Raw genomic sequence first — 22,982 nt, 5'->3', positions numbered from 1 at the left:
AGAGTTATACTTTTTCTTTTTGGAATAGTGCGGGAACTGTACCCACAATAATTTTTAAATCTAACCAAATTGAATATTTCTGAGCATAAAAGTTGTCTAATTTTTTCCTTTCGCGTTCAGACATGTCTTCTTTACCTCGTTTACTGATTTGCCATAAGCCTGTTAAACCGGCAGGGCCCAGGAAACGCATCGACCATTCGTTTGACGTAAGCATCTCAGCCTCATACAATGGCAGCGGTCTGTTGCCTACTACAGACATATCGCCGCGTAAAATATTAAATAATTGAGGCAATTCGTCAAGACTTGAGTTGCGCAGGAAATTTCCCAATTTAGTAATACGCGGATCATTTTTGATTTTTACGAAAGCCACTTTATTATCACCGGCTTCAGATGCATATTGGTTGTTTTCTGCCGATAATTTAGCAAGCAACTGATCGGCATCAGTACGCATCGACCTGAATTTATAAAAATCAAATACTTTATAACCTGTACCTACACGTTTGCTTTTGTAAAATACCGGGCCTTTTGAATCCAGTTTGATCAGGATAGCCACAATCAGCATAACCGGAGACAATACCAGCATCATTCCGCCTGAAATTACCAGATCGATAAGGCGTTTGCCGGCCGGCATTTTATATGTAGTGTCAACTACTTTTGATAGCTCAACCAATTTGGGTTTTATCAGTTTAAAGCGCACCAAAAAGTTAAGTCTTTCACGCAGATCGCTGATTGCAAATGGCTCACCGTAAAAGTCATGCACTTTTAATTTAATAGCTTGTTGCTTCAGGGCTTTATCATTTTTTGTTGCAAGCAATACAATGATCAAACCATTTAAAAGGAAACTTTTCTTAACCTCTTCAACAAGTTTAATCCACTTACCTTCGGCATCAACCTCAACCAACAAAATATCCGGAACAGATAAAATAGATTGCTCGCCTAAATAATCATTAAGCTGATCAATACTATTGTTATACGCGATTTTGAAGCCCTCATTTAAGCCATTAGAGATTTTCTCTTTGAACTCGCTACCGGCGTATGCTATCCTGATGTTAGAACCTGAACTTTCGTTCCAATCAGATGTTTGATGATTCATAAACTTGTAAAACTTGGTTAATGGCTGTTTTTAATGCGGTTGGGTTAAATGGTTTGTGTATGAAAGCATCAACCTTAAAAGGCATGGCGCTTACCTGTGCATCAAGATCGTGGGCTGCAGAAAGCAGTATTACCGGGATATCGCGATAAAAGCCACTGATCTTAACATTTTTTACGAATGATTGCCCGTCAAAATAAGGCATCTGAAGATCTGATATAATCAATTCGGGCATGTTGCCGTCTTCAAGCCAGCTAAAAGCTTCGATACCATTATTTTTAACTACAATATCATATTCTTTTGAAAGAATGAAGTTAAGCAATTTTAATATACTCAAATCATCATCCACTATAAGTAGCGTTCTTTTCATGCTTAATTAATTGGGGTTTAATTTATAATAGTAAGCAGTTAATTTATTGTTGATGTGCCGTGTTTATTTTTTTATCGTAAAAATTAGATAATATTAAAAAATATAAATTAATAAATATTATTAATGTTAAAGAAACGAAATTGTAAGCTGTTTTAAATGATAGCTAAGTATAAAAATAAACAGCTCAGCAATTTTTGCCATTTGTTTTACATTGTAATTATAGGCAAAAAACATTCCTCAAATAAAAAACCATCGTAATTATGGCCTTGATGGGCTTTTATACGGGTTTTGTGAAGAATAGTTGTGAAAAAAATGAGAAATTAACGGAAAGTTAATAGTAATACCGAGGAATTTATTCCCACGGCGGGTAGCTGTTATTCCCCAAAGTGGGATTAAATTATACCTGTTTACAGGTAAATGAGAAGTTATTTTTCTATTACTGATAAGAAGTTCCCGGCTGGGTCTTTAAACCAGGCTATTTTTGGGCCGCCGCTAAGAAATACTCCTTTTTCGTTTGTCTTAAAATTTTCCTGATCGTAAATTTCAAATTTAACTCCGCGGGCACTGAGTTCATCAACTGTTTTTTCTACATCAAGAACCGGGAAATTCAAAATAGTAAAAGTAGCAGGGGTGTGGTTGGGTTTGGTATATATCAGTATCGGCGTACTACCGTTGATATTAAGGTTAAGCAGGCCCTCCATTTCTGGAACCTCAGTTACATTTAAACCAAGCACACCGGCATAAAACGCCTTTGCTTTTGCCGGATCATCTACCGAAAATCCGCTGAATGCTTTGCTTTCTTCTAACATAACAATTGGTTTTATATTAATGATACTACCTTGCTTTTAAATGTTTTGTTTGCCGAAACAGGAGATTAGTCTGTCAAAACTTCGGCACGGCAACCTAAATCATTCAAAAAGTTGATTAGCGATTTTACGCATAAAGTGCCGCTATCGCATTGCACCCGCAATATCTTGTCGCAATCATCCAGGTCAAAATTGGCTTTATGGTTTCCAAATGCTTTATGAATGGCATCCAACAGCATGCTGGCCTGGCGATGTTTGTTTACATTGGTTTTAAAAACTTCTACCATCATAAGTTTTAGTTTTGTGTACTTTTAATGGAGATCAGAAAAGGTAAATAAGGGAATGGGATAACAATGCCATTCCCCTTATTTATTAAATTATTACGGACGGTTTGGATTGAATGAGATCATCCAGCTAACACCAAACTTGTCTTTAACCCAACCAAAGTAGTCGCCCCAGAATTCTTCGCGCATTGGGCCGCCGCCTTCCTGGCCGGCTGATAAACCTGCATGAAACCTGTCTGCTTCTTCTTTTGATTCGCAGCTGATGGTAAGCGAGAAGTTAGTACCCATGGTTACCAAACCCATGCCGCCTTCTTCAACACCTAAGGCATCGGTACCCATAAGCATATTGCCCGGGCCAAGCGGCAGTGCAATGTGCATAAGCTTGTCTTGATCTTTTTCGGCAAGTTTTGATGCCTCGGGACCGTCTTTAAAACGCATAACCACGGCAAACTCTCCTCCAAAAACTGATTTGTAAAAGTTAAACGCCTCTTCGGTATTACCGTTAAAGTTTAAATAAGGATTTACGACTAACATGTTGCTTGATTGTTTTTGTTTTATAATTGAGTGATTTTGTATAGTAAAGTTACGTCTTGTAACTTAATATAGGAGGGCGCTATTAAGACATATTAAGGGGTAAATTGCGACATGTAACTTCAGTGAAGTTGTAGTATTAAAAGGTATCTGCCGTAACATTGTTTGATATAAACCTGTACAGGTAAGGGGCTTTATGAGCCCCTCCGGTCCACTTTTTGGCTATCCGCTCCAAAATACCAAGGCTTAGCATTTTACGCTGAAATGCCGCCCGGAGTAGTTTTTTATTGAGGATAGTTTCATAAAGTGATTGCAGATCGCCCATGGTAAATTCCTCTGTGAGCAGGTTAAAGCCTATCAGTTTCTGGTCGAGGTTGTTTTGCAGTGTTTGCAGGGCTTTTTCAATAATTTGCCGGTGGTCCTGCATCAAAACCGGTAAATCATCAAGGCTATACCAGTCACAACTATCAGATATATCATCAGGAGACGGTACCGCTTTAGTAAAATCAACCAGCGCGTAATAGCCGATTGATACAAAACGTTTCAGTAACCAGTGGTTATCGGGCGCGGTGTAGCCCCTGGCATGCATAATGGCTTTAAGCGGGGTAGGGTCATAACGGCTGTAATCGCCAAATACATAAAATTGTTCCAGGTAAATATTAGTTAAAGCCGTGCGGCTTTCCAATACCCTGCGCGCTGCCTGGTTTACATCCTCATTGTCATGAATAAAACCGCCGGGCAGGGCATATAATGAAGAGTTTTTGTATGACAGCAGCAATACCTTTAACTGGTTATCATGAAACCCGAATATAACGGTATCAATAGCCAACCCGGGTAAAAAACCTTCGCCGCTGATATTACTTTCCTGTTGTTCAAACTCTTTATTCATGCAGGTCCTGAAAAAAATGATTGCACAAGTAACAAAAAAATTTGAAATGTGAGATTAAATAATTTATTATTGTATCATTATGTTACAATAAGAATTACTGTTCTTATTGTGTTATTATCCGCACGCTACAAACCAAATAACCAATAATGAAGAAATCAATTTTAGTAATGCTGTTACTTGCGCAGGTTGCCTCGGTGAGGGTGATGGCGCAGTTATCTGCAAACAAAACAGCCGTTGAGAATGGGGCGCTTGAAGGTACCCGCGAAGCATCGAACGTGTTAAGTTTTAAAGGAATCCCATTTGCGCAGCCGCCTGTTGGCGATTTACGCTGGAAAGAACCTCAACCTGTCAAAAACTGGGAAGGCATATTAAAAGCCGACCATTTTGGCCATAACCCTATGCAAAAGCCAATTTTTGGCGATATGGGTTTCCGGACATCAGGTATGAGTGAAGATTGTTTATATCTTAACGTATGGACACCTGCAAAATCATCTAAAGAAAAGCTGCCTGTGCTGGTTTATTTTTATGGTGGTGGTTTAATGGCCGGTGATGGATCAGAGTCGCGCTATGACGGCGAGAGCATGGCTAAAAAAGGTATTGTTGCTTTGACTGTAAATTACCGGCTTGGTGTGTTCGGTTTCTTTTCGCATCCCGAATTAACTAAAGAGTCGCCAAATCACTCTTCAGGTAATTATGGATACCTTGATCAACACCAGGCCTTACTTTGGGTACAAAAAAATATCGCGGCCTTTGGAGGCGATCCTGCACGGGTTACCATAGCAGGCGAATCTGCAGGATCAATTTCTGTATCGGTGCAAATGGCTTCGCCCTTATCAAAAGACCTGATTGCAGGTGCTATTGGTGAAAGTGGCGCAGGTATTAAACCAACACTTTTCCCTATCCCGTTGGCTGATGCCGAGCAGAACGGTGTAAAGTTTGCCGCAAATGAAAAAGCCAATACACTGGCTGATTTGAGAGCTATACCTGCCGAGCAATTGTTAAATGATGCTTTTAAACCCGGCACTCCGCCAATGTCGGCCACTATTGATAATTACCTGCTGCCAAAATCGCTGCCCGAAATATTTATGGCTGGCGAGCAGGCCAAAGTGCCTTTATTGGTAGGCTGGAATTCGGCCGAAGTGCCATTTCAATTTATGATGCGCGGCGACGCGCCAACACTTGAAAATTATACTAAAACATTGAAGCAACTATACGGAGAAAGGGCAGAGGAAGCATTGAAACTATATCCGGCAGCTAATGATGAAGAAGTAGTTAAAGTGGCAACCGATTTGTCAAGCGATCGTTTTATTGTATACAGTACCTGGAAATGGGCCGACCTGCAGGTACAAACAGGAGGAAAGCCGGTTTATCGTTACCTGTTTTCACGTGTACGCCCTGCCATGGTAGCCTCAATGGGTAACGCAACCCCAGGACTTGCAGGTGGTGTAGTTAAAGGCGATGCCGCAAAACCTGCTCCCAAAATGCCGCCGGCTGTTGGGGCCGCGCACGCTTCAGAAATTGAATACGCCATGGGCAACCTTGCGGGTAATAAAACTTACGCATGGACTCCTGATGATTTTAAGGTATCTGAAACCATGGAAAACTACTTTGCCAACTTTATTAAAAAGGCAAACCCTAATGGTGCGGGATTACCTAAATGGTCGGCTATTACTGATAACAACCATGTTAAATTCATGAACATTGATGTAAAGAGCGAAGAAAAGCCGGAAGTTAACCGTGCACGCTATTTGTTTTTGGATAAAGATTACATGAAATAAGATTTTTTTTCAGATGTATGGGCTGGCTCCTGTGATTTTTCGCAGGGGCCTTTTTTGTGAAACCATATCGCTATCTTTATTCAATGAAATTTAACCCGGTAAAAAGCTTCTTATCTAAATGGTTGTTGACGGCCATTTTAATATTCGGCTTTTTTACTTTTTCGGGGCTTAACATTCAAATAGCCAGCCGGTTTAATAAAACAGATATCACCCTGGTTACACTTTCAGGAAACAAGGTTTCCAGATCGATTTCATACAAAGCGGCTTTAAATGCTACTCGTCGGGATAACACTTCAAAGTTAATTTCCGGATGCAGCAACGTGCCGGTTTTAAGCATTTTGCATAGCAGGGAAACCGATATTGATATTAAACAGTTATCTAAACTGTTCATGTCAAATAAGTCAATCAAAAACCTTTTTTTCATTCGGGCTTACCGTTCCAGTTCTGATGGCGGTGATCCTTTTGCAGCATAGTCCTTCCTTACTGATTACCAAACGGTAGTCTCTTTCCTTATTAATTATTCAGGGTGTTAGCCTTTATAAGGACTGCGCCTGTTATTTATTATGCTATCAAAATGAAAAAAATTAAAAGGCTTATAAGGCTTTGCGGGCTTATTGTGTTTATGATATTGGCAGTTGCCGGTATAGGCATGTTAGGAGTAGCCCCAACCTTAACTAAAGACCGTAAACTGTTTGCGGACGAATATTCAAAAACGATAATAAAGGAAAACAACGAAAGCGAACCTCAAAGGCCCGATGAATAGCCGATAACTTACCTTAACATGAAATTCATAGCGGTACAGATAATTTGTTAATAGTTATCTTTGCCGCTATGAACTATTTTGAATTTTACGGCATCCCGGAATCTTTTAAGGTTGACCAGGCTTTGCTGAAGAAAAAGTTTTATGAGTTGAGTAAGCTTTATCATCCCGATTTTTATGCAAATGAAGATGAGGCAAAACAACAGGAGATCCTTGAATTATCTACCCTGAATAACAAAGCTTATCATGCACTTGGCGACCCGGCCAAGCGTTTAGAATACATTTTAAAGCTGCATGACCTGGTATCTGAAGGGGCAAAGCCACAATTGCCCGCAGATTTTTTAATGGAAATGATGGACATCAACGAACGTCTTATGGAAGTGGAAGATGCGACAGAGTTAGCATCAATAACTTCAGAAACGCTTGCTATTGAAGGGGATATGAATGAAGAGTTAGCAAAGCTGATCGGTGACTATGAGCAATTAGATGATACGGCCAAAGAAAGCCGCCTGATAGAAATTGCAAATATTTACTATAAACAAAAATATTTGTTGCGAATTAAAGAGAGTTTATCTACATTTGCAGCCCGCTTGTAAGGGAATACACTTACAAAATGCCCAGATGGCGGAATTGGTAGACGCGCTGGTCTCAAACACCTGTGGGAAACCGTGCCGGTTCGACTCCGGCTCTGGGTACGAAGCCTGATACGAAAGTATCGGGCTTTGCTGTTTTATAATTTTATCGCAGAGATACTTTCAAAACTCGGTGATTTGAGGTTAGGTAAAGCGTTTTTGCGTCGGCAGAAAAACTACAGTTGGACACTAAATCGTTAAATTTCATTTTCCCAAGTAATTTACCGGATTGGTTAAATATCCATAAGCCACCGGGGCCGGAAGCAAACACATTGCCTTTTTTGTCGATTTTTAACCCATCGGGCATGCCCGCATCTTGTTTGGAGGCTGCATTTGCGCTGTAAAATATGCGTCCATTTATAAATAGGCCATTTTTATCCAGATCGTAGGCATACCAATATGCTTTGCCGGGGTCAGAATTTGCGATTAAGATAGTTTTACCTCCAGGAAAAAAAGCGATGCCGTTTGGTCGTGTAAGGGTATCAGTGAGCAGGGTGATTTTTCCTGTTGCGGAAATTTTATAAACGCCCTGATATTTGGCTTCTTTTAACGGATCGTCCACGTTTTTTTCGAGCCCGTATGGCGGGTCTGTGAAGTAGATATCGCCGTTACTCAAAAAAGCAAGGTCATTGGGGCTGTCAAATTTCTTACCCCGGTAGCCGGTTGCCAGCCTAATGAATTTTGTCTTTGGTTTATTTAAAGGAGCGTCCATGAGGGATACTACTCTGTCTCCGTCCTGGCAGATGATCAACTGCCCTTTTTTGTTCAAACCCAAACCATTTGAACCCAGCTCGCCGCCACGTGGTATTTTACCGGTATACCCAGAAGGAGAGAGATAGATTTCCTTGCCTTTTTCTTTTGTCCATTTATAAATGACGTTCTTTTTAACATCAGAGAAAAGAAACATTTTATATTGCTCTATCCATAACGGGCCCTCACTCCAACTAAAACCGTCGGCCAAAATTTCCGCTTTAGCCGTTTTACTTACTAAAGTGTTGAACCGCGGATCAAGCTGTTCTATAGTCATGAGGGGTTTGGCAGGTTGAGCATAACACACGTTAATACCGCTTATTAAGATACCGATTGTAGCCGGCAACAATTTATTCCACTTAATCATAATTAGTGCATTTGGTTTATAGCTTTAGCTAAGTTAATGCAAAAATATCGATAAGTTGGCCGAAACCAGTTCATTGGAGACTTCTTTGTTTCGGTATTGTCAGAAAATTATTTCGATATTGCTCTATCACGCAAGCATTGCCAAATTGCAACCTGTATTAAACTAATTAACCAGATAAACATCATTTACTGTGAAAATAAAAAGCTTTGAATTATTCACCGTGCCCCCGCGCTGGCTGTTTCTTAAAATAGAAACTGACGAAGGCATAACCGGCTGGGGCGAACCTGTTATTGAAGGTAAAGCGGCAACGGTTAAAACTGCTGTTGAAGAATTGATGACCTATATTATTGGTAAAAACCCAATGAATATAGAGGATCACTGGAATGTGATGTACCGCGGTGGTTTTTACAGAGGTGGCCCAATTTTAATGAGTGCCATTGCAGGTATTGATCAGGCACTTTGGGATATCAAAGGAAAATATTACAATGCACCCGTGCACCAGTTGCTCGGCGGGAAGGCTAGGGATAAAATGAAAGTCTATTCGTGGATAGGGGGCGACAGGCCTGCTGATGTGGGTAATGCTGCAAGAGAAATGGTTAAAGCCGGTTTTGGCGCTGTAAAAATGAATGCCACCGAGGAGCTGCAATATGTAGATTCATACGAAAAGATTGATCAGGCTATTAGCCGGATAGCTGCGGTTAGGGAAGCCGTAGGTAACTATGTAGGCATAGGTATTGATTTCCATGGTCGCGTACACAAACCAATGGCCAAAATCCTGGCTAAGGAACTTGAGGCCTTTCGCCCTATGTTTATTGAAGAGCCTGTTTTGCCTGAAAACAATGAGGCAATGCGCGAAATTGCAATGCATACCGCTATCCCTATAGCCTGCGGCGAACGGATGTTCTCAAAATGGCAATTTAAGACGCTTTTAAAAGACGGATATGTTGATATCATTCAACCAGACCTGTCACACGCCGGCGGGATAACCGAATGTAAAAAGATCATATCCATGGCCGAGGCATTTGATGTTGCGGCAGCGCCGCATTGCCCTCTTGGCCCCATCGCGCTGGCAGCTTGTTTACAGGTAGATGCCACTTGCCACAATGCTTTTATACAGGAACAAAGCCTGGGGATACATTACAATAAAGGGAGCGATATCCTTGATTACATCACCAATAAAGATGTGTTTGAATATGAAAACGGGTTCGTAAACATACCCGAAGGTGCCGGTTTGGGTATTAAAGTGAACGAAGAGCATGTACGCAAAATGGCTGCTGTTGGCCACAATTGGACTAATCCGCTCTGGCGGCATGAGGATGGGAGCGTGGCAGAATGGTAATGACAAAAAATAACAAAAGATATAGCAAAGCCAGGTTTCGGGTTTTGGCTTTTTTGTTTGTTAACGTCATTATCAATTATATGGACCGCAGTAATATTTCGGTAGCCGCTACAGCAATCAGCTCAGATTTGAAATTAAACACTGTAGAGATAGGACTGATTTTTTCGGCTTTTGGCTGGACATATGTCTCTTTCCAGATTCCCGGCGGAATTATCATTGATCGTTTAAGCCCCCGAGTATTGTACGCCATAACACTCTGTAGCTGGTCGGTTGTGACCTTATTGCAAGGTATTGCCCGCGGATTTTATCTTTTATTAGGCCTTCGGATGGCCACAGGTATGTTTGAGGCACCTTCGTATCCTATAAATAATCGGGTAGTAAGCCAATGGTTCCCCGAAAATGAAAGGGCATCGGCTATAGCGGTTTACACTTCGGGGCAGTTTATCGGGCTCGCATTTCTAACGCCTATTTTGGCACTTATACAAAAATACTGGGGCTGGCGTGGTTTGTTTATTAGTACCGGCTTAGTTGGCATAACCTGGGGCTTTGTTTGGTACTGCTTTTACCGCGATCCGGTAACTGATGATCAGTTACAAGTTAAAGACAGTAACGCGGCAGAGGCTGATACTCAATCAAGAAAAATTACCTGGAAAGAATTTAAACAAGTTTTAAGTAATCGCAAATTGTGGGGGATTTATTTAGGCCAGTTTGCTGTTACGTCAACTTTGTGGTTTTTCTTAACTTGGTTTCCAACTTACCTGGTCAAATACCGCGGTTTTGATTTTTTAAAGTCAGGCTTTTTATCTTCAATACCATTTTTAGCAGCGTTTGCAGGTGTTATACTATCCGGTTTAATCTCCGACTATTTAATAAAAAAGGGCATTTCATTCAACAAAGCACGAAAAACGCCTGTGATAGTTGGTTTGCTGTTGTCAACCCTTATCATAGGTGCAAATTATGTCAGCGATACCACTTTGGTAATTTTATTCATGACTATTGCTTTTTTTGGGAACGGCCTGGCATCCATAGCCTGGGTATTTGTATCGTTGCTTGCTCCCAAAAACCTTATCGGCCTCACAGGAGGCGTTTTTAACTTCATGGGCGGTTTGTCATCCATAGTGGTGCCACTGGTCATCGGTTATTTAGCTAAAGATGGTAGTTTCACATCTTCAATACTATTTATAGGCATACTGGCATTTGCAGGTGTATTATCCTACCTGTTTTTGGTTGGCGATGTCGGCAGCTCCGGCCGGTACAACCAGGATCTTAAATTATTATATGATGAAAGAGTTTCTTAGCTGCGATTGGGGTACTTCCAGCTTCAGGCTACGGCTGGTTGACGTGAATGGGTATCAAATAATAGCCGAAGAAACAAACAACCAGGGCATTGCAGCCACTTTTGCTTTATGGGAGCAAAGTGGTAAAGCTGAAGAAGAGCGTTGCTCATTTTATCTGGACGTCGTTCATAAATATATAGGCAAAATAGAAAATAGAATCGGCAGGTCCTTAAGCGGTGTACAGCTTATTATTTCTGGGATGGCATCTTCCACAATGGGCTTTATAGAGATCCATTATAGTCAACTGCCTGTAGGTACAGATGGTACAAATATCAAAACAAGATCACTACCTGCAACCCCGTATTTTGCACATGATGTGATGGTTATTTCCGGGATGCGGACTGATGATGATGTTGTTAGGGGAGAGGAAACCCAATTGATTGGCTGTATCGATCCTTCAGGCGAAAAAGCTGATGATGAATTATTCATTTTTCCAGGCACGCATTCTAAACACATTTTTGTATCGAATGATCAGATAACCGGGATCAAAACCTATATGACCGGCGAGTTTTTTGAATTGCTGTCACAAAAAAGCATTTTAAGGTTGAGCGTTGACAGTAATATAGGGCATGTTGATCCGCAAACTTCAGTCGGCTTTAAAATGGGTCTGAATGATGCGATTGATGAAAGCTTATTAAACGCTGCGTTTAAAGTGAGAACAAACAGCCTGTTGAACAAACTATCGAAGGATGAAAATTGTCAATATCTGAGCGGCGTGCTAATAGGAACCGAATTAAAGGAGTTAAAGACCTCATCTGTCAAAAAGATCAGCCTGATCGGTGGCTCAAACCTGAGTGATTATTATTTGTGCGGGCTGAAAGAATTAGGATTTTTGTCAAGAACACACGAAATCGATATCGTATGGGTTGATGGAGCGGTAGTGAGGGGTCAGTATAAAATTTATAAAAAAATCACAAAATGAACAACAAATTTTCATGGGAACTTTTTAACCAGATGCCCATTATTGGGATTATGAGGAATATTTCGAGCGCATATACAATAAATATTGCCCATGCTTTTGAACAGGCAGGTTTAACATGCCTCGAAGTTACTATGAACTCAACGGGCGCCGAGGAAACCATTGGCTCACTGGTTAACACACATGGCGATAAACTAAATATTGGAGCGGGAACTGTGTGTACTATGAATGACTTGGATAGGGCCTTAAATGCCGGCGCGCAATTTATTGTTACCCCAATTGTAAATGACGATGTTATCGCTGCTTGTGCGGCTCAAAAAGTGCCTGTTTTTCCCGGAGCTTACACACCGACAGAAATTTATAAGGCATGGAGCCTTGGTGCAACCATGGTAAAGGTTTTTCCGGCTACTACATTAGGTACGGGATATATCCGGGAGGTGTTGGGGCCTTTAAGCGATATTAGCCTTGTGCCAACCGGAGGAATTAACCTTGAGAATTTTACCGGCTATCTGGAAGCTGGAGCAAAAGCCGTTGGAATAGGCAGCCACTTATTCCCAAAGAGTATCCTGGAGCAGGAAGACTGGGATAAATTGAAGGAAATTTATGTTTTGTTCACAGAGCGGTATCATACGTTTATCCAGTCAAAAAAGGCGTAACTGTTTATTTGACTTTTTAAACCATTTGGCAACACGCTGAATTTAATGACAGAAAGAGCCGAGCAGCAGGAAGGACAGTAGCAGGTGCCAAATTAAATGCTAACGAGATCAGCTTGAAGATTCCTTTTAAGAGTTGATCTCTAACTTATATCCTTTGCCTCGTACAACAGTAATATTGATATTGGGGTCAGGTTCCAGTTTTTTTCTGAGTTTTGATATGAACATATCCAGGCTACGCCCTACAATAACACCTTCATCTTCCCATATCTCTTTTTGTAACCGGCTTCGCTCTATAGTTTCATTAGGGGCCAAAGCTAAAATGTTCAGTATCCGCGTTTCAGTTCCGGTAAGTTCTGTGGCCTTTTTATCTATTAACAACTGCCGTCCCTGCACATCAAATAAAACTGAGCCCAAAGTTAGTATGCCGGTATTTTCACTTTTAGGCGCGACTTTTCGCGGTTTAGCAGACCTCAAAAATATGAAACCAATAAATGCTAAAAAGGGCAGGCTGCCCAAAAGGTAGCCTTTCTTCATGATGTTGGTACCTACCGGTTTAAATTTAATATCAATCACGTAGCGGGCTGCTGGTTGTTTTCTTCCTTTGCATGCTACAATATCATCTTTTTTATTCCCGGATATAGCAAATCCATAAGCTACGCCGGCGTTGCCACGGGTCAGGACATTAACTACATAATCCTGTGTGAGCGGGTCTTTAGCTAACAAACGCGTGGTGGTGCTTACCAGGGAGTCTGATTGAAAGGTAAGATCATGCTCAAACCTGATCTGGTATTCATTTTCTGCAACTTTTTGCACCGGGAGTACCCTTGATGTGCTGTCGCCCGACTGTAAAAGCAATTCATCGCCTATCTTACGGAGCAAAACTTCCCTTCTGGCAGTATCAAAGCTGTTGTTGCCGGTCAAGCTGAACGCCAAACAAATCATGGAGGCAAACAGCAATATTAATGATCCCCAAAGGTACTTGCGTTTCCCGGAGAGCATATTTAGGCTATAACGCATCGTATTGAGATTTTATTTACAAAGTTTGCAATTTTAATTTGCAATAATGATTGCCCGGTCTTAAAAATACAAAGCAATTTTGCCGAACCAATTTTATACGATATGAAATTTTATCAAAAAAATAACGCTTAAAGTGTAGTTGAAACCAAAGATGTAAACATAAGTAAAGCGGATCTCGGGCAATTTTAAAGATCGGATTCTACAAAAAAATCGCCGGATACTTACGCGCCGCAATCAAAATCAAATTCATCGAATCAGTCACCCAAATTTCCCCATTGTCTACCATTTTTAAGGCCTCTGAAGCCGGGACTATAAACAACTCAATTTGTTCTGTTGCATCCGGTTTCGGAATAGAATTGAATTTAGCATCAAATAAAATATAGCCGTAGGTTACCTGGTGTAGTTTTGTTGGATTGATGGCCATTGTTGTTAATGGTACAAGCTCCTGTTCATTTGCTCTTATGCCACATTCTTCTTCCAGTTCGGCAATTGCCGATTGCGTTAACGTTTTATTGGCTTGCTGCATACCTCCTGGCACTTCAATCAGAATTTCACCCAGCCCGTGCTTGTATTGCCTTACCAAAACAATTTCGTTGTTGGGCGTAATTGGCAATACCTGCACTACATTGCCTAATGGTGAAAAGTAATAATCATCAATTATTAATTCATTCGGAAGTTTAGCCTTTTGTTTTCTAATCGGGAACCAGTGACTCGGAGATACGTCGGTATCTTCCAGCACTATCCAGGGTTTGATGAAGTTTGACATAAGATGTGTCAAAGTTATAAAACTGGTTCAGATAGTGTTTGCAGTTGAACCAAATTTATCAAACCAACTTACGATATCGGGTTTTAAAAACGAAACTCCTGATGCTTCATTTCAATCAAGATTTAAAAAAGCCGGCAGAAAGCTTACATTTGGTTATCTGACTATGAAAATAACCGTACTGACGTATACCTGCGTCTTTATTTTGTTATGCTGTGCTTTTGTACAGCAGGAGCCTCTCCGTCGCGTTGAACTAAGGGGATACGCCCAGGGTACCACTTACAGCATTGTTTATTACGCACCCGACAGCTTGGTGAGCACGGGCCAAACAGATAGTTTATTGAAGCGTTTTGATCAGTCAGTGTCCCTGTATCAGCCTAATTCGCTTATCAGTAAGTTTAATCATTCTGCAAATGGTATCTCAATGGATGAAACATTCAGGGTGTTAGTAGCACGTGCACTGCAGATTAACCGGGCAACCGGCGGATTGGTTGATCCTACAGTAAAACCTTTGGTTGATGCCTGGGGATTTGGTGTGGTTAAACCCGGCCACGACCCCGATCGGAAAGAAATACAGGCCCTTCTTGTCAATGTGGGCGCAGATAAGATCACCCTAAAAGGAAATTTTTTACATAAAAAACTGCCGGGAGTACAACTGGACCTTAACGGGATTGCTCAAGGCTATTCTGTTGATTTGCTGGCTTCTTTATTGGAGCAACATGGCATTCATAACTATCTTATTGAGCTTGGCGGCGAATTGCGCATTAAGGGGCATAAAACCGGGAATGAACCCTTTAAGGTTGGTATTGAGGGAATCAATGGTGATGACCTTGATCCGGCCCCGATGCGTAAAGTGATTGAGCCTGGGGATGGCGCCATCACCACATCGGGCAATTACCGTAAGCATCACGAAGCGGGTGGTAAACAGGTATCGCACCTGATGAACCCGTTAACGGGTTACCCGGTACAAAACGAAATGATTAGTGTTACAGTTTATGCAAAAGACGCAATTACAGCGGATGGGTATGATAATGGGTTTATGGCGATGGGATTGAAGCGCACGCTAAACTTCCTGTCTAAAAGGAAAGATATGGGCGCTTATATCGTGTACCGGAAGCCAGATGGCCACGTAGCGGATACGGTTACTGCTTATTTTAAAGGATATAAATAACGAACTGAATAAATGGAGAGAAGAACTTTTTTGAAAAATACAGGTTTGCTGACGGGCGGGATATTGCTCAATCATAATTTAAGCGCAATGGAGCCTTCAAACGATCCCGTTAAAATAGCGGTGATAGGTTGTGGTGACCGTGGTACAGGCATCATGAATATTCTTAACAGTATGCCCGATCAGTATCGCATTACCGCTTTATGCGATGTACTTGATTTCAGGTTGACGGCAGCGCAAAAGTTGACAAAAACAAACGCCGTAAAAACATATACAGACTATCGTAAACTAATTGATGATAAACAGGTAGATGCCATTATTGTTGCTGTACCGTTGTACCTTCACTACCAGGTAGCTGCAGATGTTATTCGCTCAGGCAAGCATTTATACCTCGAAAAAACAATGACCTATAATATTGAGCAGGCGCTTGAACTTGTTAACCTTATGCATGGGCGTACCGGCCAGGTTTTACAGGTTGGGCATCAGTATCGCTACTCGCCATTATATTACCGGGTTAAGGAGATGATCAATAAAGGCTACCTGGGTAAAGTAACGCAGGTTGACTGCCGCTGGGATCGCAACGGAAACTGGCGTCGCCCGGTGCCTGATCCGTCACTTGAGCGGGCTATTAACTGGCGTATGTATAAAGAATATTCGGGCGGGTTAATGGCCGAACTGCTTTCGCACCAGATTGATTTTATTAACTGGGTTTTTGATACCCATCCCCAGGAGTTTTTTGCAACCGGAGGTATTGATGTGTTTAAGGACGGCCGTGAAACTTATGATAACGTGCAGTTGATGCTCCGCTATCCGGATCTGGGCCTGATCGGCAACTTCGGCGCCATGTGCGGCAACGCGCATGATGGGTACCTGTTTAAAATAAAAGGTACGCTTGGTTCCGTATCCCTGCTAACAGATCAGGGCATGTTTTACCCCGAGAAAAAACTATTAAGTGAAAAAGGAACAGTAGACGGCGTAACAGGTGCAACACGCATTGTGTGGAACAGGGACGGCGGCACACCTATTTTACCCGAAGCCACCAAAGATGGTACCTGGTACGCATTTAACGATTTTTATCAGAAAATACAGCGTAAGGAACTCCCCGATAGCAATGTATTTACCGGAGCCCGGACAGCCATTAGTGTGCATCTGGGTAATCAGGCCTTATACAGCCAGAAAACCTGTAACTGGGATAGTAGTTACAAGATTGGATAATATTAAAACCCCGGTATCTTCAAATATCGGGGCATTTAACTTATCCAATTTTTAAAGAGGTAATAAATTGTTTAGTTTTATAAAGATTTACAGGATTTTGATATCGTCCATAGAAATACCCCATTGGTTCTTGAAATTCCTTTTAATCGATGGCGTAAAAGTCTTTGCTCTTTCTCCTGCGAGCCACCCATAATCAAACTTGAACGCCCCTTCTTCAGCTACCCATTTTAGAGTCTGATCATAAAGTATGTTAAATGCGTAAAATAGATTAAAGGAGTTCTTAATATTTTCTTCAGTTCGGCCTTCGAATATGGTGGGCTTAATCTCTCCATCCGCAGCATCCATAAACAATGCATGGTGTTTTTTATATAAAGAGTTTACGATATCAAACTCAATAATCTTATTCTTGGGAGTGCAGTGGTAACCAAACCAGCACAGAACATGGGGATATTCGTATTTATCTTCCTGAAAACGATAATACTTTGAGAACATTAATTTTATTGGGAGATTTGGAAGGGTATATTTGAGTTCTCGTTCCTCGTCAAGAATCTCAGCTACCTTTTGATGTTCTTGACATTTCAATATGATAGGGATACTCTTATATGAGCATTTGCAACCAATTGCTTCCGATAACTCCTCAGATAATTGGATATATTCGTCCTTCGTGTAATCTGTAACTTTACTACGATAATGTTCTGCTTTTTTTGATATCTCCCCACATAACAAAGAAAATCGACAGCCAGGATCATTTTTAACAATAAAGTTTTCTAAGTCGTAAATATCAAGAGGGAAGCCGTTGTTGGGATTAATAGCTATATCGCAGATGGCTAAAAACAGTCCAATTGTGGGGTCTAATAGATTTGAAGGTTTAGTAAGTTTAGTCACTTTTAAAAAGAATTCAAAGGCTTTCACGTATATGCCATGCAGCATACCCGCGTTTTCGCAATCCTCATAAGTTAAATCCTTGTTTAGATTTTGGTTCAGGAACTGAATTTGATTAAATATTGCTTGCCCTTCATAAATAGCTTTGATTCCAAGGGGAGTTAAATGTAAAGGAGAATCTGGGTAAAAACCAGCTATTTTATTATCGTTTAAGTACTTGAATTTTCCTTCCCATTCGTTTGCTTTGGGCAAGAATTTATAATCGGGATCTAATGTGGCAGCAAGAGTATCTATGGTTTCACTCCATAAGATACGATAACAATGCCCTATGCTTAGGAAAAATCGTCTATCTTTATTAATTTCTATTATGTCCTCATTGTTTAAAGCAAACCGCTTGGCGTACTCAAGATCATAATAATTATTAAGGACAAAATTGATATCTTCAAGGTCTGCTTTTCCGTGTTTGGCGTAATATTCTTTATCAAACTTTAGAATTGATTTTGTAGTTAGCCTTTGTGAAACCAAGTTCATTAATCCCGGCCCAGAAAAGTGAACAAAAGCAGGATAGGCTAAGGAGAACAGTAGACCGAAGTTTGATCCCATATATTGCCACCAGTGGATATTTTCATGAATTGCTGTCGATTGTGCGGGTATACGTTCAAAATCAAACTCGCTTTTTAGTCCCTCTCTAACGTCATCCCTTAGTCTTAATACGAATTGCATCCAGTGGTATGATCCCCTAATAGAGGTTCCATTCAGTTGTGCAAACTCCTCTTGAGTAGATAACAAAGCACTATTTAATTTCATGGTGTTTTAAATGGTTGGCACTTAAAGCTAAAAAAAGTTTGCTTAATTGAAAAAACTCAGATGTTTTATCATGAATGAGTTTTTGTAATTAATAGATTGTTTAAAGTAGGAGTTTCTTGAGTCTAAGTGAAATTGGACAATTAATTAGAAAATGTGCTTGTTTTAGCTTCAGATCAGCTTGTCCACGCTTTGGGATTTTTTTCATCCTAAATTTTTCAAAATAAATTTGCGAAACTGATTGGTTGCGTATATATTTGCAACCAATCAGTTTCGTAAACTTAAAATAAACCAATCATGAAAAGTAAAATCCAATTTGTTTTATGCCTGTTAACCGGGCTTATGTTTATTAACGCCGGCCTGAATAAATTCCTGAATTACATGCCGATGCCTAAAGATATGCCCGAAAAAATGATGAAAGTTATGCAGGCATATATGGAAATAGGCTGGCTCATGCCACTGGTAGGGGCTGCGGAGGTTGTGGGTGGCTTGTTATTGATTATTCCAAGAACAAGAGCGCTTGGCGCGATTGTGCTTGTACCTATTTTAACCGGTATTTTATTATCCAATATCAGCATGGCTCCATCAGGCTTGCCTATTGTATTAGTGTTGATAGCGATTGTTGCCTGGGTAATCATTGATAATTGGGAAAAATACCTGCCAATGATCAGGAAATAAGTTTTTAAAATAACCGGCTGTTACTTAGCCGGTGTGTAATTAGTACTTCAATGAGAAGAGATATTTTTCAAGCCGTTGCCGACCCTACCCGTAGGGCTATTATTGCCTTGATTGCATTACAGGCCATGACACCTAATGCTATCGCCGAACATTTTGACACCACACGCCAGGCAATTTCAAAGCACCTGAAGGTTTTAACCGAATGCGAGCTTGTGAAACAGGAGCATCAGGGTCGGGAGATTTATTATCTATTGGAGATTGACAAAATGAAAGAAATAGACAAATGGCTGGAGCAGTTCCGGAAAATCTGGGAAACGCGCTTCCTGCAACTCGATAACCTTTTATCAACCTTAAAAAAACAACAAAAATGAAAAGCAATTTGTATTTCGACTTCGTTGCCGACAAAGTAAAGAACACATTAACTATTAAACGTGAGTTTTTGGCCGACAGGCAATTGGTTTGGGATTGCTACACCAAACAGGAACTGCTTGACCAGTGGTTTGCGCCAGCGCCATTAACAACCAAAACAAAGTCGATGGATTTTAGCGAGGGTGGCCACTGGCATTATGCCATGGTTGATCCAAACGGAACAGAATATTGGGGCTGGACAGGCTATCAAAAAATTAAGCCTATTGATTACTATACCGCATTGGACGCTTTCTGTAATGCCGAAGGCGAGATAAACGAGGACCTGCCCAGGGCCGAGTGGCTTGTAAATTTTACCGATAGGGGAGAAAACGCTTTGGTAGAAACAGTTGTTACCTATAAGTCGCTTTCTGATCTGGAAACTGTGATCCAGATGGGTATGGAACAAGGCATGATGGCAACACTCGAAAAACTTGACCAATTATTACTAACCTTAAAAAAATAATAAAATGAGCAACAAGATCACAGTTACCGCTACGGTAAATGCAGATGTAAAAAAAGTTTGGGACTACTACACCAATCCGGAGCATATTACAAAATGGAACTTTGCCGATCCTTCGTGGCAATGCCCTTCAGCATCTAACGATATGCAGGTTGGCGGCAAATATTCGGCAAGGATGGAAGCTAAGGACGGAAGCTTCGGTTTTGATTTTGAAGCTACTTATGATGAAGTTATTGACGGCGAAAAGTTTACCTACACAATGCCAAACGGCAGACAAGCTTCTGTAGCTTTTAAAGCAAACGGCAATCAAACTGAAGTTGAGGTAATATTTGATCCGGAAGACCAAAATCCGCTTGAAATGCAAAAAAGCGGCTGGCAGGCTATACTCAACAACTTTAAAAAGTATACCGAAGAAAACTAAAATAGGTTACAGCAATATTAAACAGCGACTGTCTCGAAAAGGCAGTCGCTGTTTTTATGAAAAATAAAAATCAACTAAAATTTGCTAAATCGATTTTATTATATAATTTGGTTGCGTAATAACCAATTAATAATACCGGTCAATTTTTTAAACGCTGAAGGATTATCTGTCATGAAAAACTTACGCTAAATAAAGTTTTTTCTCGATAATAAATCACAGTTTCGGGCTGCCAGATCTTAAACAATAAAACCGGTACTACCATTATGAGCATAACTACTCTACCTGTATTAAAAAAATATTTAGTCGCTGTATTTGCTGTGGGTTTATCGCTCGGGGTAGCCACAGAACTGAAAGCCCAAAACGCGGCTTCGTATGTTAACCCGTTTATTGGTGCCAGTACTAGTGCCGATGGTGCGGGTGTTTATCATGGTTTAGGTAAAACTTTTCCGGGCGCTGCTACGCCTTATGGATTGGTGCAGTTAAGTCCGAATACCATAACAGGCGGCGATAATGGCTCCGGTTACAGTTATGAGCATACAAGTATAGAAGGTTTTGCCTTTACTCAAATGAGCGGTATTGGCTGGTATGGCGATCTGGGGAACTTTTTAGTAATGCCGACAACAGGTGCGCTTAAAACAAGTGCCGGTAAGATAGGTACAACCGGCGTAGGATACCGTTCCACTTATGATAAGAAAAGTGAAAAGGCGTCTGCTGGCTATTATAGCGTTGAGCTAACTGATTATCATATCAAAGCTGAAGCCACTGCAGCTCCTCACAGCGGCATGCTGCGCTTTACATTCCCTCAAAATAAACAATCACGCATCCAGATTGATCTGGCCCGGAGGGTAGGGGGAACATCAACCTTACAGTATGTAAAAGTAGTTGATGACCATACTATTGAAGGTTTTATGAAATGTACACCCGATGGAGGTGGCTGGGGCAATGGCGATGGCAAGGCGGATTATACCGTATATTTCTACACACAGTTCAGCAAACCGCTGAAAAATTATGGTGTTTGGAGTGCCGATATTCCTGGCGATTGGAGCCGGAAATTGGACGATGTAACCAGCGATAAATACCAGGAGCGCGTTGCCAAAGCCGAAGTATTAAAAGGTTTAAAAGAGAAACAAGGCAAGCATCTCGGTTTTTATACCGAGTTTGCAACTAACGCCAATGAGCAGGTGATACTCAAATCAGGTATTTCATTTGTAAGCGTAGCCGGAGCTAAAGCCAATCTGCAGGCTGAAATAGAGGACTGGAATTTCGATGCCGTACACCAACATACTGTGAACCTATGGAATAACGCCTTATCAAAAGTAAGCATCCAGGGTGGCACGCCAGAGCAAAAAACGGTGTTTTATACAGCGTTATATCATACAATGATTGATCCGCGCATTGTAAGTGATGTTACCGGGCAATACATGGGCGGCGACGGAAAAGTTCATCATACTATAACATTTAAGAAGAGAACGATTTTTAGTGGCTGGGACGTTTTCAGGAGCCAGATGCCTTTGCAAACCATTATTAACCCATCACTGGTTAATGATCTGGTTAATTCTTTGGTTACCCTTGCTAACGAGAAAAATAAGGATTACCTGGAACGCTGGGAGCTATTGAATGCTTACAGCGGCTGTATGCTTGGTAACCCGGCGGTAGCCGTTATGGCCGATGCGTACGCCAAAGGTATACGTAACTATAACATACCCGATGCCTATAAATTAGCCGTGAGCACCGTTGAAAAATTTGGCAATGGCGATAAAGGTTTTACTCCGGGTGGTGGCGGTATAAGCTATACGCTTGAGTATGCTTATAACGATTGGTGCGTTGCGCAGCTTGCAAAAGCGCTTAACAAAACACAGGACGAAAAAAAATACAGCGAAAGGGGAGAAGCCTTTAAAAATATCTTTGATGCGGACAAAGGTTGGTTCCGCCCCAAAGATAGTACCGGTAATTGGCTGCCATGGCCTGCGGAAGGGCGTATTAAACAATGGTATGGCTGCGTGGAGAGTAACCCTTATCAGCAAGGCTGGTTTGTACCCCAGGATGTTGACGGCATGGCAAAGCTGATGGGCGGCCGCGATAAAGTGATAGCCGATTTGGACAATCTTTTTGAAAAAACGCCCGATAACATGATGTGGAACGATTACTACAACCACTCCAACGAGCCTGTGCACCATGTTCCATTTTTATATAACAGGTTGGGCGCTCCGTGGCTTACCCAGAAATGGACTCGCGAGATCTGTAGCAGGGCTTATAAAAACTCTGTAGAGGGCTTGGTGGGGAACGAAGATGTAGGGCAGATGTCGGCATGGTATGTATTGGCAGCCAGTGGCTTGCACCCTGTTTGTCCTGGCGACACCAGGCAAGAGATCACCAGTCCGGTATTTAATAAAGTAACCTTGAGGCTCGATCCTAAATACGCTAAGGGAAAAACGTTCACTATTATCGCCAATAATAATTCGGCAAGAAACATTTACATACAAGGGGCAAAGCTTAATGGTAAAACTTATAACAAATGCTATATCGACTATAAAGATATTGCTGCAGGTGGCACATTGGAGTTAAGCATGGGGGCAACGCCGAATAAAAACTGGGGAATCTGATAATTTAAGGAAATGAAAGGTAAAGATGCGGGTGATTTTTATGTTTAATTGCTAA

At 41.2% G+C, this 22,982-nt stretch carries 25 protein-coding genes and 1 tRNA gene; 15 read left to right on the top strand and 11 right to left on the bottom strand.

Features of this window, described 5'->3' with window-relative positions; genetic code table 11:
• Positions 1 to 4: 4 nt before the first annotated feature.
• The 6 genes from DUL71_RS11110 to DUL71_RS11085 all read right to left on the bottom strand — a co-directional run bounded on the left by DUL71_RS11110 (position 5) and on the right by DUL71_RS11085 (position 3,970).
• Complete coding sequence (locus tag DUL71_RS11110) at positions 5 to 1,093, bottom strand: sugar transferase (RefSeq protein ID WP_114938138.1); 1,089 nt, start codon at positions 1,091 to 1,093, stop codon at positions 5 to 7.
• Positions 1,074 to 1,460, bottom strand: coding sequence for a response regulator (locus tag DUL71_RS11105; RefSeq protein ID WP_112570221.1), 387 nt, complete (start codon positions 1,458 to 1,460; stop codon positions 1,074 to 1,076). The genes DUL71_RS11110 and DUL71_RS11105 overlap by 20 nt, the downstream gene beginning before the upstream one ends.
• Before the next feature lie 425 nt (positions 1,461 to 1,885).
• Entirely contained in the window at positions 1,886 to 2,269 is a 384-nt protein-coding gene (locus tag DUL71_RS11100) for a VOC family protein (RefSeq protein WP_114938137.1), read from the bottom strand.
• A 65-nt stretch (positions 2,270 to 2,334) separates the two neighbouring features.
• Complete coding sequence (locus DUL71_RS11095; protein WP_208645524.1) at positions 2,335 to 2,556, bottom strand: hypothetical protein; 222 nt, start codon at positions 2,554 to 2,556, stop codon at positions 2,335 to 2,337.
• Positions 2,557 to 2,646: 90 nt separating this feature from the next.
• Positions 2,647 to 3,084, bottom strand: a complete 438-nt coding sequence (locus DUL71_RS11090) for a VOC family protein (protein WP_114938136.1) — start codon at positions 3,082 to 3,084, stop codon at positions 2,647 to 2,649.
• 136 nt (positions 3,085 to 3,220) lie between these two features.
• Positions 3,221 to 3,970 (bottom strand): NUDIX hydrolase, encoded by a 750-nt coding sequence (locus DUL71_RS11085; RefSeq protein WP_114938135.1) that lies wholly within the window; start codon positions 3,968 to 3,970, stop codon positions 3,221 to 3,223.
• A 146-nt stretch (positions 3,971 to 4,116) separates the two neighbouring features.
• On the opposite strand from DUL71_RS11085, the gene DUL71_RS11080 reads away from it, so the two are divergent.
• Positions 4,117 to 5,748, top strand: coding sequence for a carboxylesterase/lipase family protein (locus DUL71_RS11080; protein WP_114938134.1), 1,632 nt, complete (start codon positions 4,117 to 4,119; stop codon positions 5,746 to 5,748).
• Positions 5,749 to 5,923: 175 nt separating this feature from the next.
• Here the strand turns inward: DUL71_RS11080 and DUL71_RS32180 are convergent, their stop codons facing one another.
• Complete coding sequence (locus DUL71_RS32180; protein WP_161964419.1) at positions 5,924 to 6,172, bottom strand: hypothetical protein; 249 nt, start codon at positions 6,170 to 6,172, stop codon at positions 5,924 to 5,926.
• Between the two features lie 150 nt (positions 6,173 to 6,322).
• Here DUL71_RS32180 and DUL71_RS11070 point away from each other — a divergent pair, with 150 nt between their 5' ends.
• The 3 genes from DUL71_RS11070 (at position 6,323) to DUL71_RS11060 (ending at position 7,203) form a co-directional block, all read left to right on the top strand.
• Positions 6,323 to 6,511 (top strand): hypothetical protein, encoded by a 189-nt coding sequence (locus tag DUL71_RS11070; protein ID WP_114938132.1) that lies wholly within the window; start codon positions 6,323 to 6,325, stop codon positions 6,509 to 6,511.
• A gap of 68 nt (positions 6,512 to 6,579) precedes the next feature.
• Positions 6,580 to 7,104: a Fe-S protein assembly co-chaperone HscB gene (hscB, locus tag DUL71_RS11065; RefSeq protein ID WP_114938131.1), complete on the top strand. Its 525-nt coding sequence runs from the start codon at positions 6,580 to 6,582 to the stop codon at positions 7,102 to 7,104.
• Positions 7,105 to 7,123: 19 nt separating this feature from the next.
• A tRNA-Leu gene (locus DUL71_RS11060) sits at positions 7,124 to 7,203 on the top strand.
• Between the two features lie 43 nt (positions 7,204 to 7,246).
• Here the strand turns inward: DUL71_RS11060 and DUL71_RS11055 are convergent.
• Positions 7,247 to 8,167, bottom strand: a complete 921-nt coding sequence (locus DUL71_RS11055; RefSeq protein WP_161964418.1) for an SMP-30/gluconolactonase/LRE family protein — start codon at positions 8,165 to 8,167, stop codon at positions 7,247 to 7,249.
• 280 nt (positions 8,168 to 8,447) lie between these two features.
• Between DUL71_RS11055 and dgoD the strand changes: the two genes are divergently transcribed.
• The 4 genes from dgoD to DUL71_RS11035 are packed head-to-tail and all read left to right on the top strand — an operon-like array spanning position 8,448 to position 12,508.
• Positions 8,448 to 9,596, top strand: coding sequence for a galactonate dehydratase (gene dgoD, locus DUL71_RS11050; RefSeq protein ID WP_114938129.1), 1,149 nt, complete (start codon positions 8,448 to 8,450; stop codon positions 9,594 to 9,596).
• Positions 9,590 to 10,894, top strand: a complete 1,305-nt coding sequence (locus tag DUL71_RS11045; protein WP_341867739.1) for an MFS transporter — start codon at positions 9,590 to 9,592, stop codon at positions 10,892 to 10,894. The genes dgoD and DUL71_RS11045 overlap by 7 nt, the downstream gene beginning before the upstream one ends.
• Entirely contained in the window at positions 10,875 to 11,855 is a 981-nt protein-coding gene (locus DUL71_RS11040; RefSeq protein WP_161964417.1) for a 2-dehydro-3-deoxygalactonokinase, read from the top strand. The genes DUL71_RS11045 and DUL71_RS11040 overlap by 20 nt, the downstream gene beginning before the upstream one ends.
• Complete coding sequence (locus DUL71_RS11035) at positions 11,852 to 12,508, top strand: bifunctional 4-hydroxy-2-oxoglutarate aldolase/2-dehydro-3-deoxy-phosphogluconate aldolase (protein ID WP_114938126.1); 657 nt, start codon at positions 11,852 to 11,854, stop codon at positions 12,506 to 12,508. The genes DUL71_RS11040 and DUL71_RS11035 overlap by 4 nt, the downstream gene beginning before the upstream one ends.
• Positions 12,509 to 12,634: 126 nt before the next feature.
• Here the strand turns inward: DUL71_RS11035 and DUL71_RS11030 are convergent, their stop codons facing one another.
• Positions 12,635 to 13,525 (bottom strand): winged helix-turn-helix domain-containing protein, encoded by an 891-nt coding sequence (locus DUL71_RS11030; protein WP_114938125.1) that lies wholly within the window; start codon positions 13,523 to 13,525, stop codon positions 12,635 to 12,637.
• A gap of 199 nt (positions 13,526 to 13,724) precedes the next feature.
• Complete coding sequence (locus DUL71_RS11025) at positions 13,725 to 14,291, bottom strand: NUDIX hydrolase (protein WP_114938124.1); 567 nt, start codon at positions 14,289 to 14,291, stop codon at positions 13,725 to 13,727.
• Positions 14,292 to 14,454: 163 nt separating this feature from the next.
• On the opposite strand from DUL71_RS11025, the gene DUL71_RS11020 reads away from it, so the two are divergent.
• Both DUL71_RS11020 and DUL71_RS11015 read left to right on the top strand, forming a co-directional pair.
• Positions 14,455 to 15,459, top strand: a complete 1,005-nt coding sequence (locus DUL71_RS11020) for an FAD:protein FMN transferase (RefSeq protein ID WP_114938541.1) — start codon at positions 14,455 to 14,457, stop codon at positions 15,457 to 15,459.
• Between the two features lie 12 nt (positions 15,460 to 15,471).
• Positions 15,472 to 16,671 (top strand): Gfo/Idh/MocA family protein, encoded by a 1,200-nt coding sequence (locus tag DUL71_RS11015; protein WP_114938123.1) that lies wholly within the window; start codon positions 15,472 to 15,474, stop codon positions 16,669 to 16,671.
• 87 nt (positions 16,672 to 16,758) lie between these two features.
• Here DUL71_RS11015 and DUL71_RS11010 read toward each other — a convergent pair whose 3' ends face one another.
• On the bottom strand, positions 16,759 to 18,360 hold the full coding sequence (locus DUL71_RS11010; protein ID WP_114938122.1) for a hypothetical protein: 1,602 nt from the start codon (positions 18,358 to 18,360) through the stop codon (positions 16,759 to 16,761).
• 294 nt (positions 18,361 to 18,654) lie between these two features.
• On the opposite strand from DUL71_RS11010, the gene DUL71_RS11000 reads away from it, so the two are divergent.
• From DUL71_RS11000 to DUL71_RS10980, 5 genes are all read left to right on the top strand, one after another.
• Positions 18,655 to 19,035: a DoxX family membrane protein gene (locus DUL71_RS11000; protein ID WP_114938120.1), complete on the top strand. Its 381-nt coding sequence runs from the start codon at positions 18,655 to 18,657 to the stop codon at positions 19,033 to 19,035.
• 50 nt (positions 19,036 to 19,085) lie between these two features.
• A complete protein-coding gene (locus tag DUL71_RS10995; protein ID WP_112570414.1) occupies positions 19,086 to 19,406 on the top strand; it encodes an ArsR/SmtB family transcription factor in 321 nt (106 codons plus the stop codon).
• The gene (locus DUL71_RS10990; RefSeq protein WP_114938119.1) at positions 19,403 to 19,906 is read left to right on the top strand and encodes an SRPBCC family protein; all 504 of its coding nucleotides are present in this window, start codon (positions 19,403 to 19,405) and stop codon (positions 19,904 to 19,906) included. Before DUL71_RS10995 ends, DUL71_RS10990 begins: the two co-directional genes overlap by 4 nt.
• A gap of 4 nt (positions 19,907 to 19,910) precedes the next feature.
• Entirely contained in the window at positions 19,911 to 20,324 is a 414-nt protein-coding gene (locus DUL71_RS10985; RefSeq protein ID WP_114938118.1) for an SRPBCC family protein, read from the top strand.
• Positions 20,325 to 20,587: 263 nt separating this feature from the next.
• Positions 20,588 to 22,927, top strand: coding sequence for a GH92 family glycosyl hydrolase (locus tag DUL71_RS10980; RefSeq protein WP_114938117.1), 2,340 nt, complete (start codon positions 20,588 to 20,590; stop codon positions 22,925 to 22,927).
• The last annotated feature ends 55 nt before the right edge of the window (positions 22,928 to 22,982 follow it).

Origin of the sequence: Mucilaginibacter endophyticus (assembly GCF_003351025.1) — a bacterium.
In the GTDB taxonomy this organism is placed as follows: Bacteria; Bacteroidota; Bacteroidia; order Sphingobacteriales; family Sphingobacteriaceae; genus Mucilaginibacter; species Mucilaginibacter endophyticus.
This window is presented reverse-complemented; position numbering and strand designations above follow the sequence as displayed.

Bases quoted from the DNA above. Each gene is read 5' to 3' on its own strand.
- DUL71_RS11110 (WP_114938138.1), bottom strand. From the start codon at position 1,093: ATGAATCATCAAACATCTGATTGGAACGAAAGTTCAGGTTCTAACATC.
- DUL71_RS11105 (WP_112570221.1), bottom strand. From the start codon at position 1,460: ATGAAAAGAACGCTACTTATAGTGGATGATGATTTGAGTATATTAAAA.
- DUL71_RS11100 (WP_114938137.1), bottom strand. From the start codon at position 2,269: ATGTTAGAAGAAAGCAAAGCATTCAGCGGATTTTCGGTAGATGATCCG.
- DUL71_RS11095 (WP_208645524.1), bottom strand. From the start codon at position 2,556: ATGATGGTAGAAGTTTTTAAAACCAATGTAAACAAACATCGCCAGGCC.
- DUL71_RS11090 (WP_114938136.1), bottom strand. From the start codon at position 3,084: ATGTTAGTCGTAAATCCTTATTTAAACTTTAACGGTAATACCGAAGAG.
- DUL71_RS11085 (WP_114938135.1), bottom strand. From the start codon at position 3,970: ATGAATAAAGAGTTTGAACAACAGGAAAGTAATATCAGCGGCGAAGGT.
- DUL71_RS11080 (WP_114938134.1), top strand. From the start codon at position 4,117: ATGAAGAAATCAATTTTAGTAATGCTGTTACTTGCGCAGGTTGCCTCG.
- DUL71_RS32180 (WP_161964419.1), bottom strand. From the start codon at position 6,172: ATGAAAAAAAGGTTTTTGATTGACTTATTTGACATGAACAGTTTAGAT.
- DUL71_RS11070 (WP_114938132.1), top strand. From the start codon at position 6,323: ATGAAAAAAATTAAAAGGCTTATAAGGCTTTGCGGGCTTATTGTGTTT.
- hscB (WP_114938131.1), top strand. From the start codon at position 6,580: ATGAACTATTTTGAATTTTACGGCATCCCGGAATCTTTTAAGGTTGAC.
- DUL71_RS11055 (WP_161964418.1), bottom strand. From the start codon at position 8,167: ATGACTATAGAACAGCTTGATCCGCGGTTCAACACTTTAGTAAGTAAA.
- DUL71_RS11045 (WP_341867739.1), top strand. From the start codon at position 9,590: ATGGTAATGACAAAAAATAACAAAAGATATAGCAAAGCCAGGTTTCGG.
- DUL71_RS11040 (WP_161964417.1), top strand. From the start codon at position 10,875: ATGATGAAAGAGTTTCTTAGCTGCGATTGGGGTACTTCCAGCTTCAGG.
- DUL71_RS11035 (WP_114938126.1), top strand. From the start codon at position 11,852: ATGAACAACAAATTTTCATGGGAACTTTTTAACCAGATGCCCATTATT.
- DUL71_RS11030 (WP_114938125.1), bottom strand. From the start codon at position 13,525: ATGCGTTATAGCCTAAATATGCTCTCCGGGAAACGCAAGTACCTTTGG.
- DUL71_RS11025 (WP_114938124.1), bottom strand. From the start codon at position 14,291: ATGTCAAACTTCATCAAACCCTGGATAGTGCTGGAAGATACCGACGTA.
- DUL71_RS11020 (WP_114938541.1), top strand. From the start codon at position 14,455: ATGAAAATAACCGTACTGACGTATACCTGCGTCTTTATTTTGTTATGC.
- DUL71_RS11015 (WP_114938123.1), top strand. From the start codon at position 15,472: ATGGAGAGAAGAACTTTTTTGAAAAATACAGGTTTGCTGACGGGCGGG.
- DUL71_RS11010 (WP_114938122.1), bottom strand. From the start codon at position 18,360: ATGAAATTAAATAGTGCTTTGTTATCTACTCAAGAGGAGTTTGCACAA.
- DUL71_RS11000 (WP_114938120.1), top strand. From the start codon at position 18,655: ATGAAAAGTAAAATCCAATTTGTTTTATGCCTGTTAACCGGGCTTATG.
- DUL71_RS10995 (WP_112570414.1), top strand. From the start codon at position 19,086: ATGAGAAGAGATATTTTTCAAGCCGTTGCCGACCCTACCCGTAGGGCT.
- DUL71_RS10990 (WP_114938119.1), top strand. From the start codon at position 19,403: ATGAAAAGCAATTTGTATTTCGACTTCGTTGCCGACAAAGTAAAGAAC.
- DUL71_RS10985 (WP_114938118.1), top strand. From the start codon at position 19,911: ATGAGCAACAAGATCACAGTTACCGCTACGGTAAATGCAGATGTAAAA.
- DUL71_RS10980 (WP_114938117.1), top strand. From the start codon at position 20,588: ATGAGCATAACTACTCTACCTGTATTAAAAAAATATTTAGTCGCTGTA.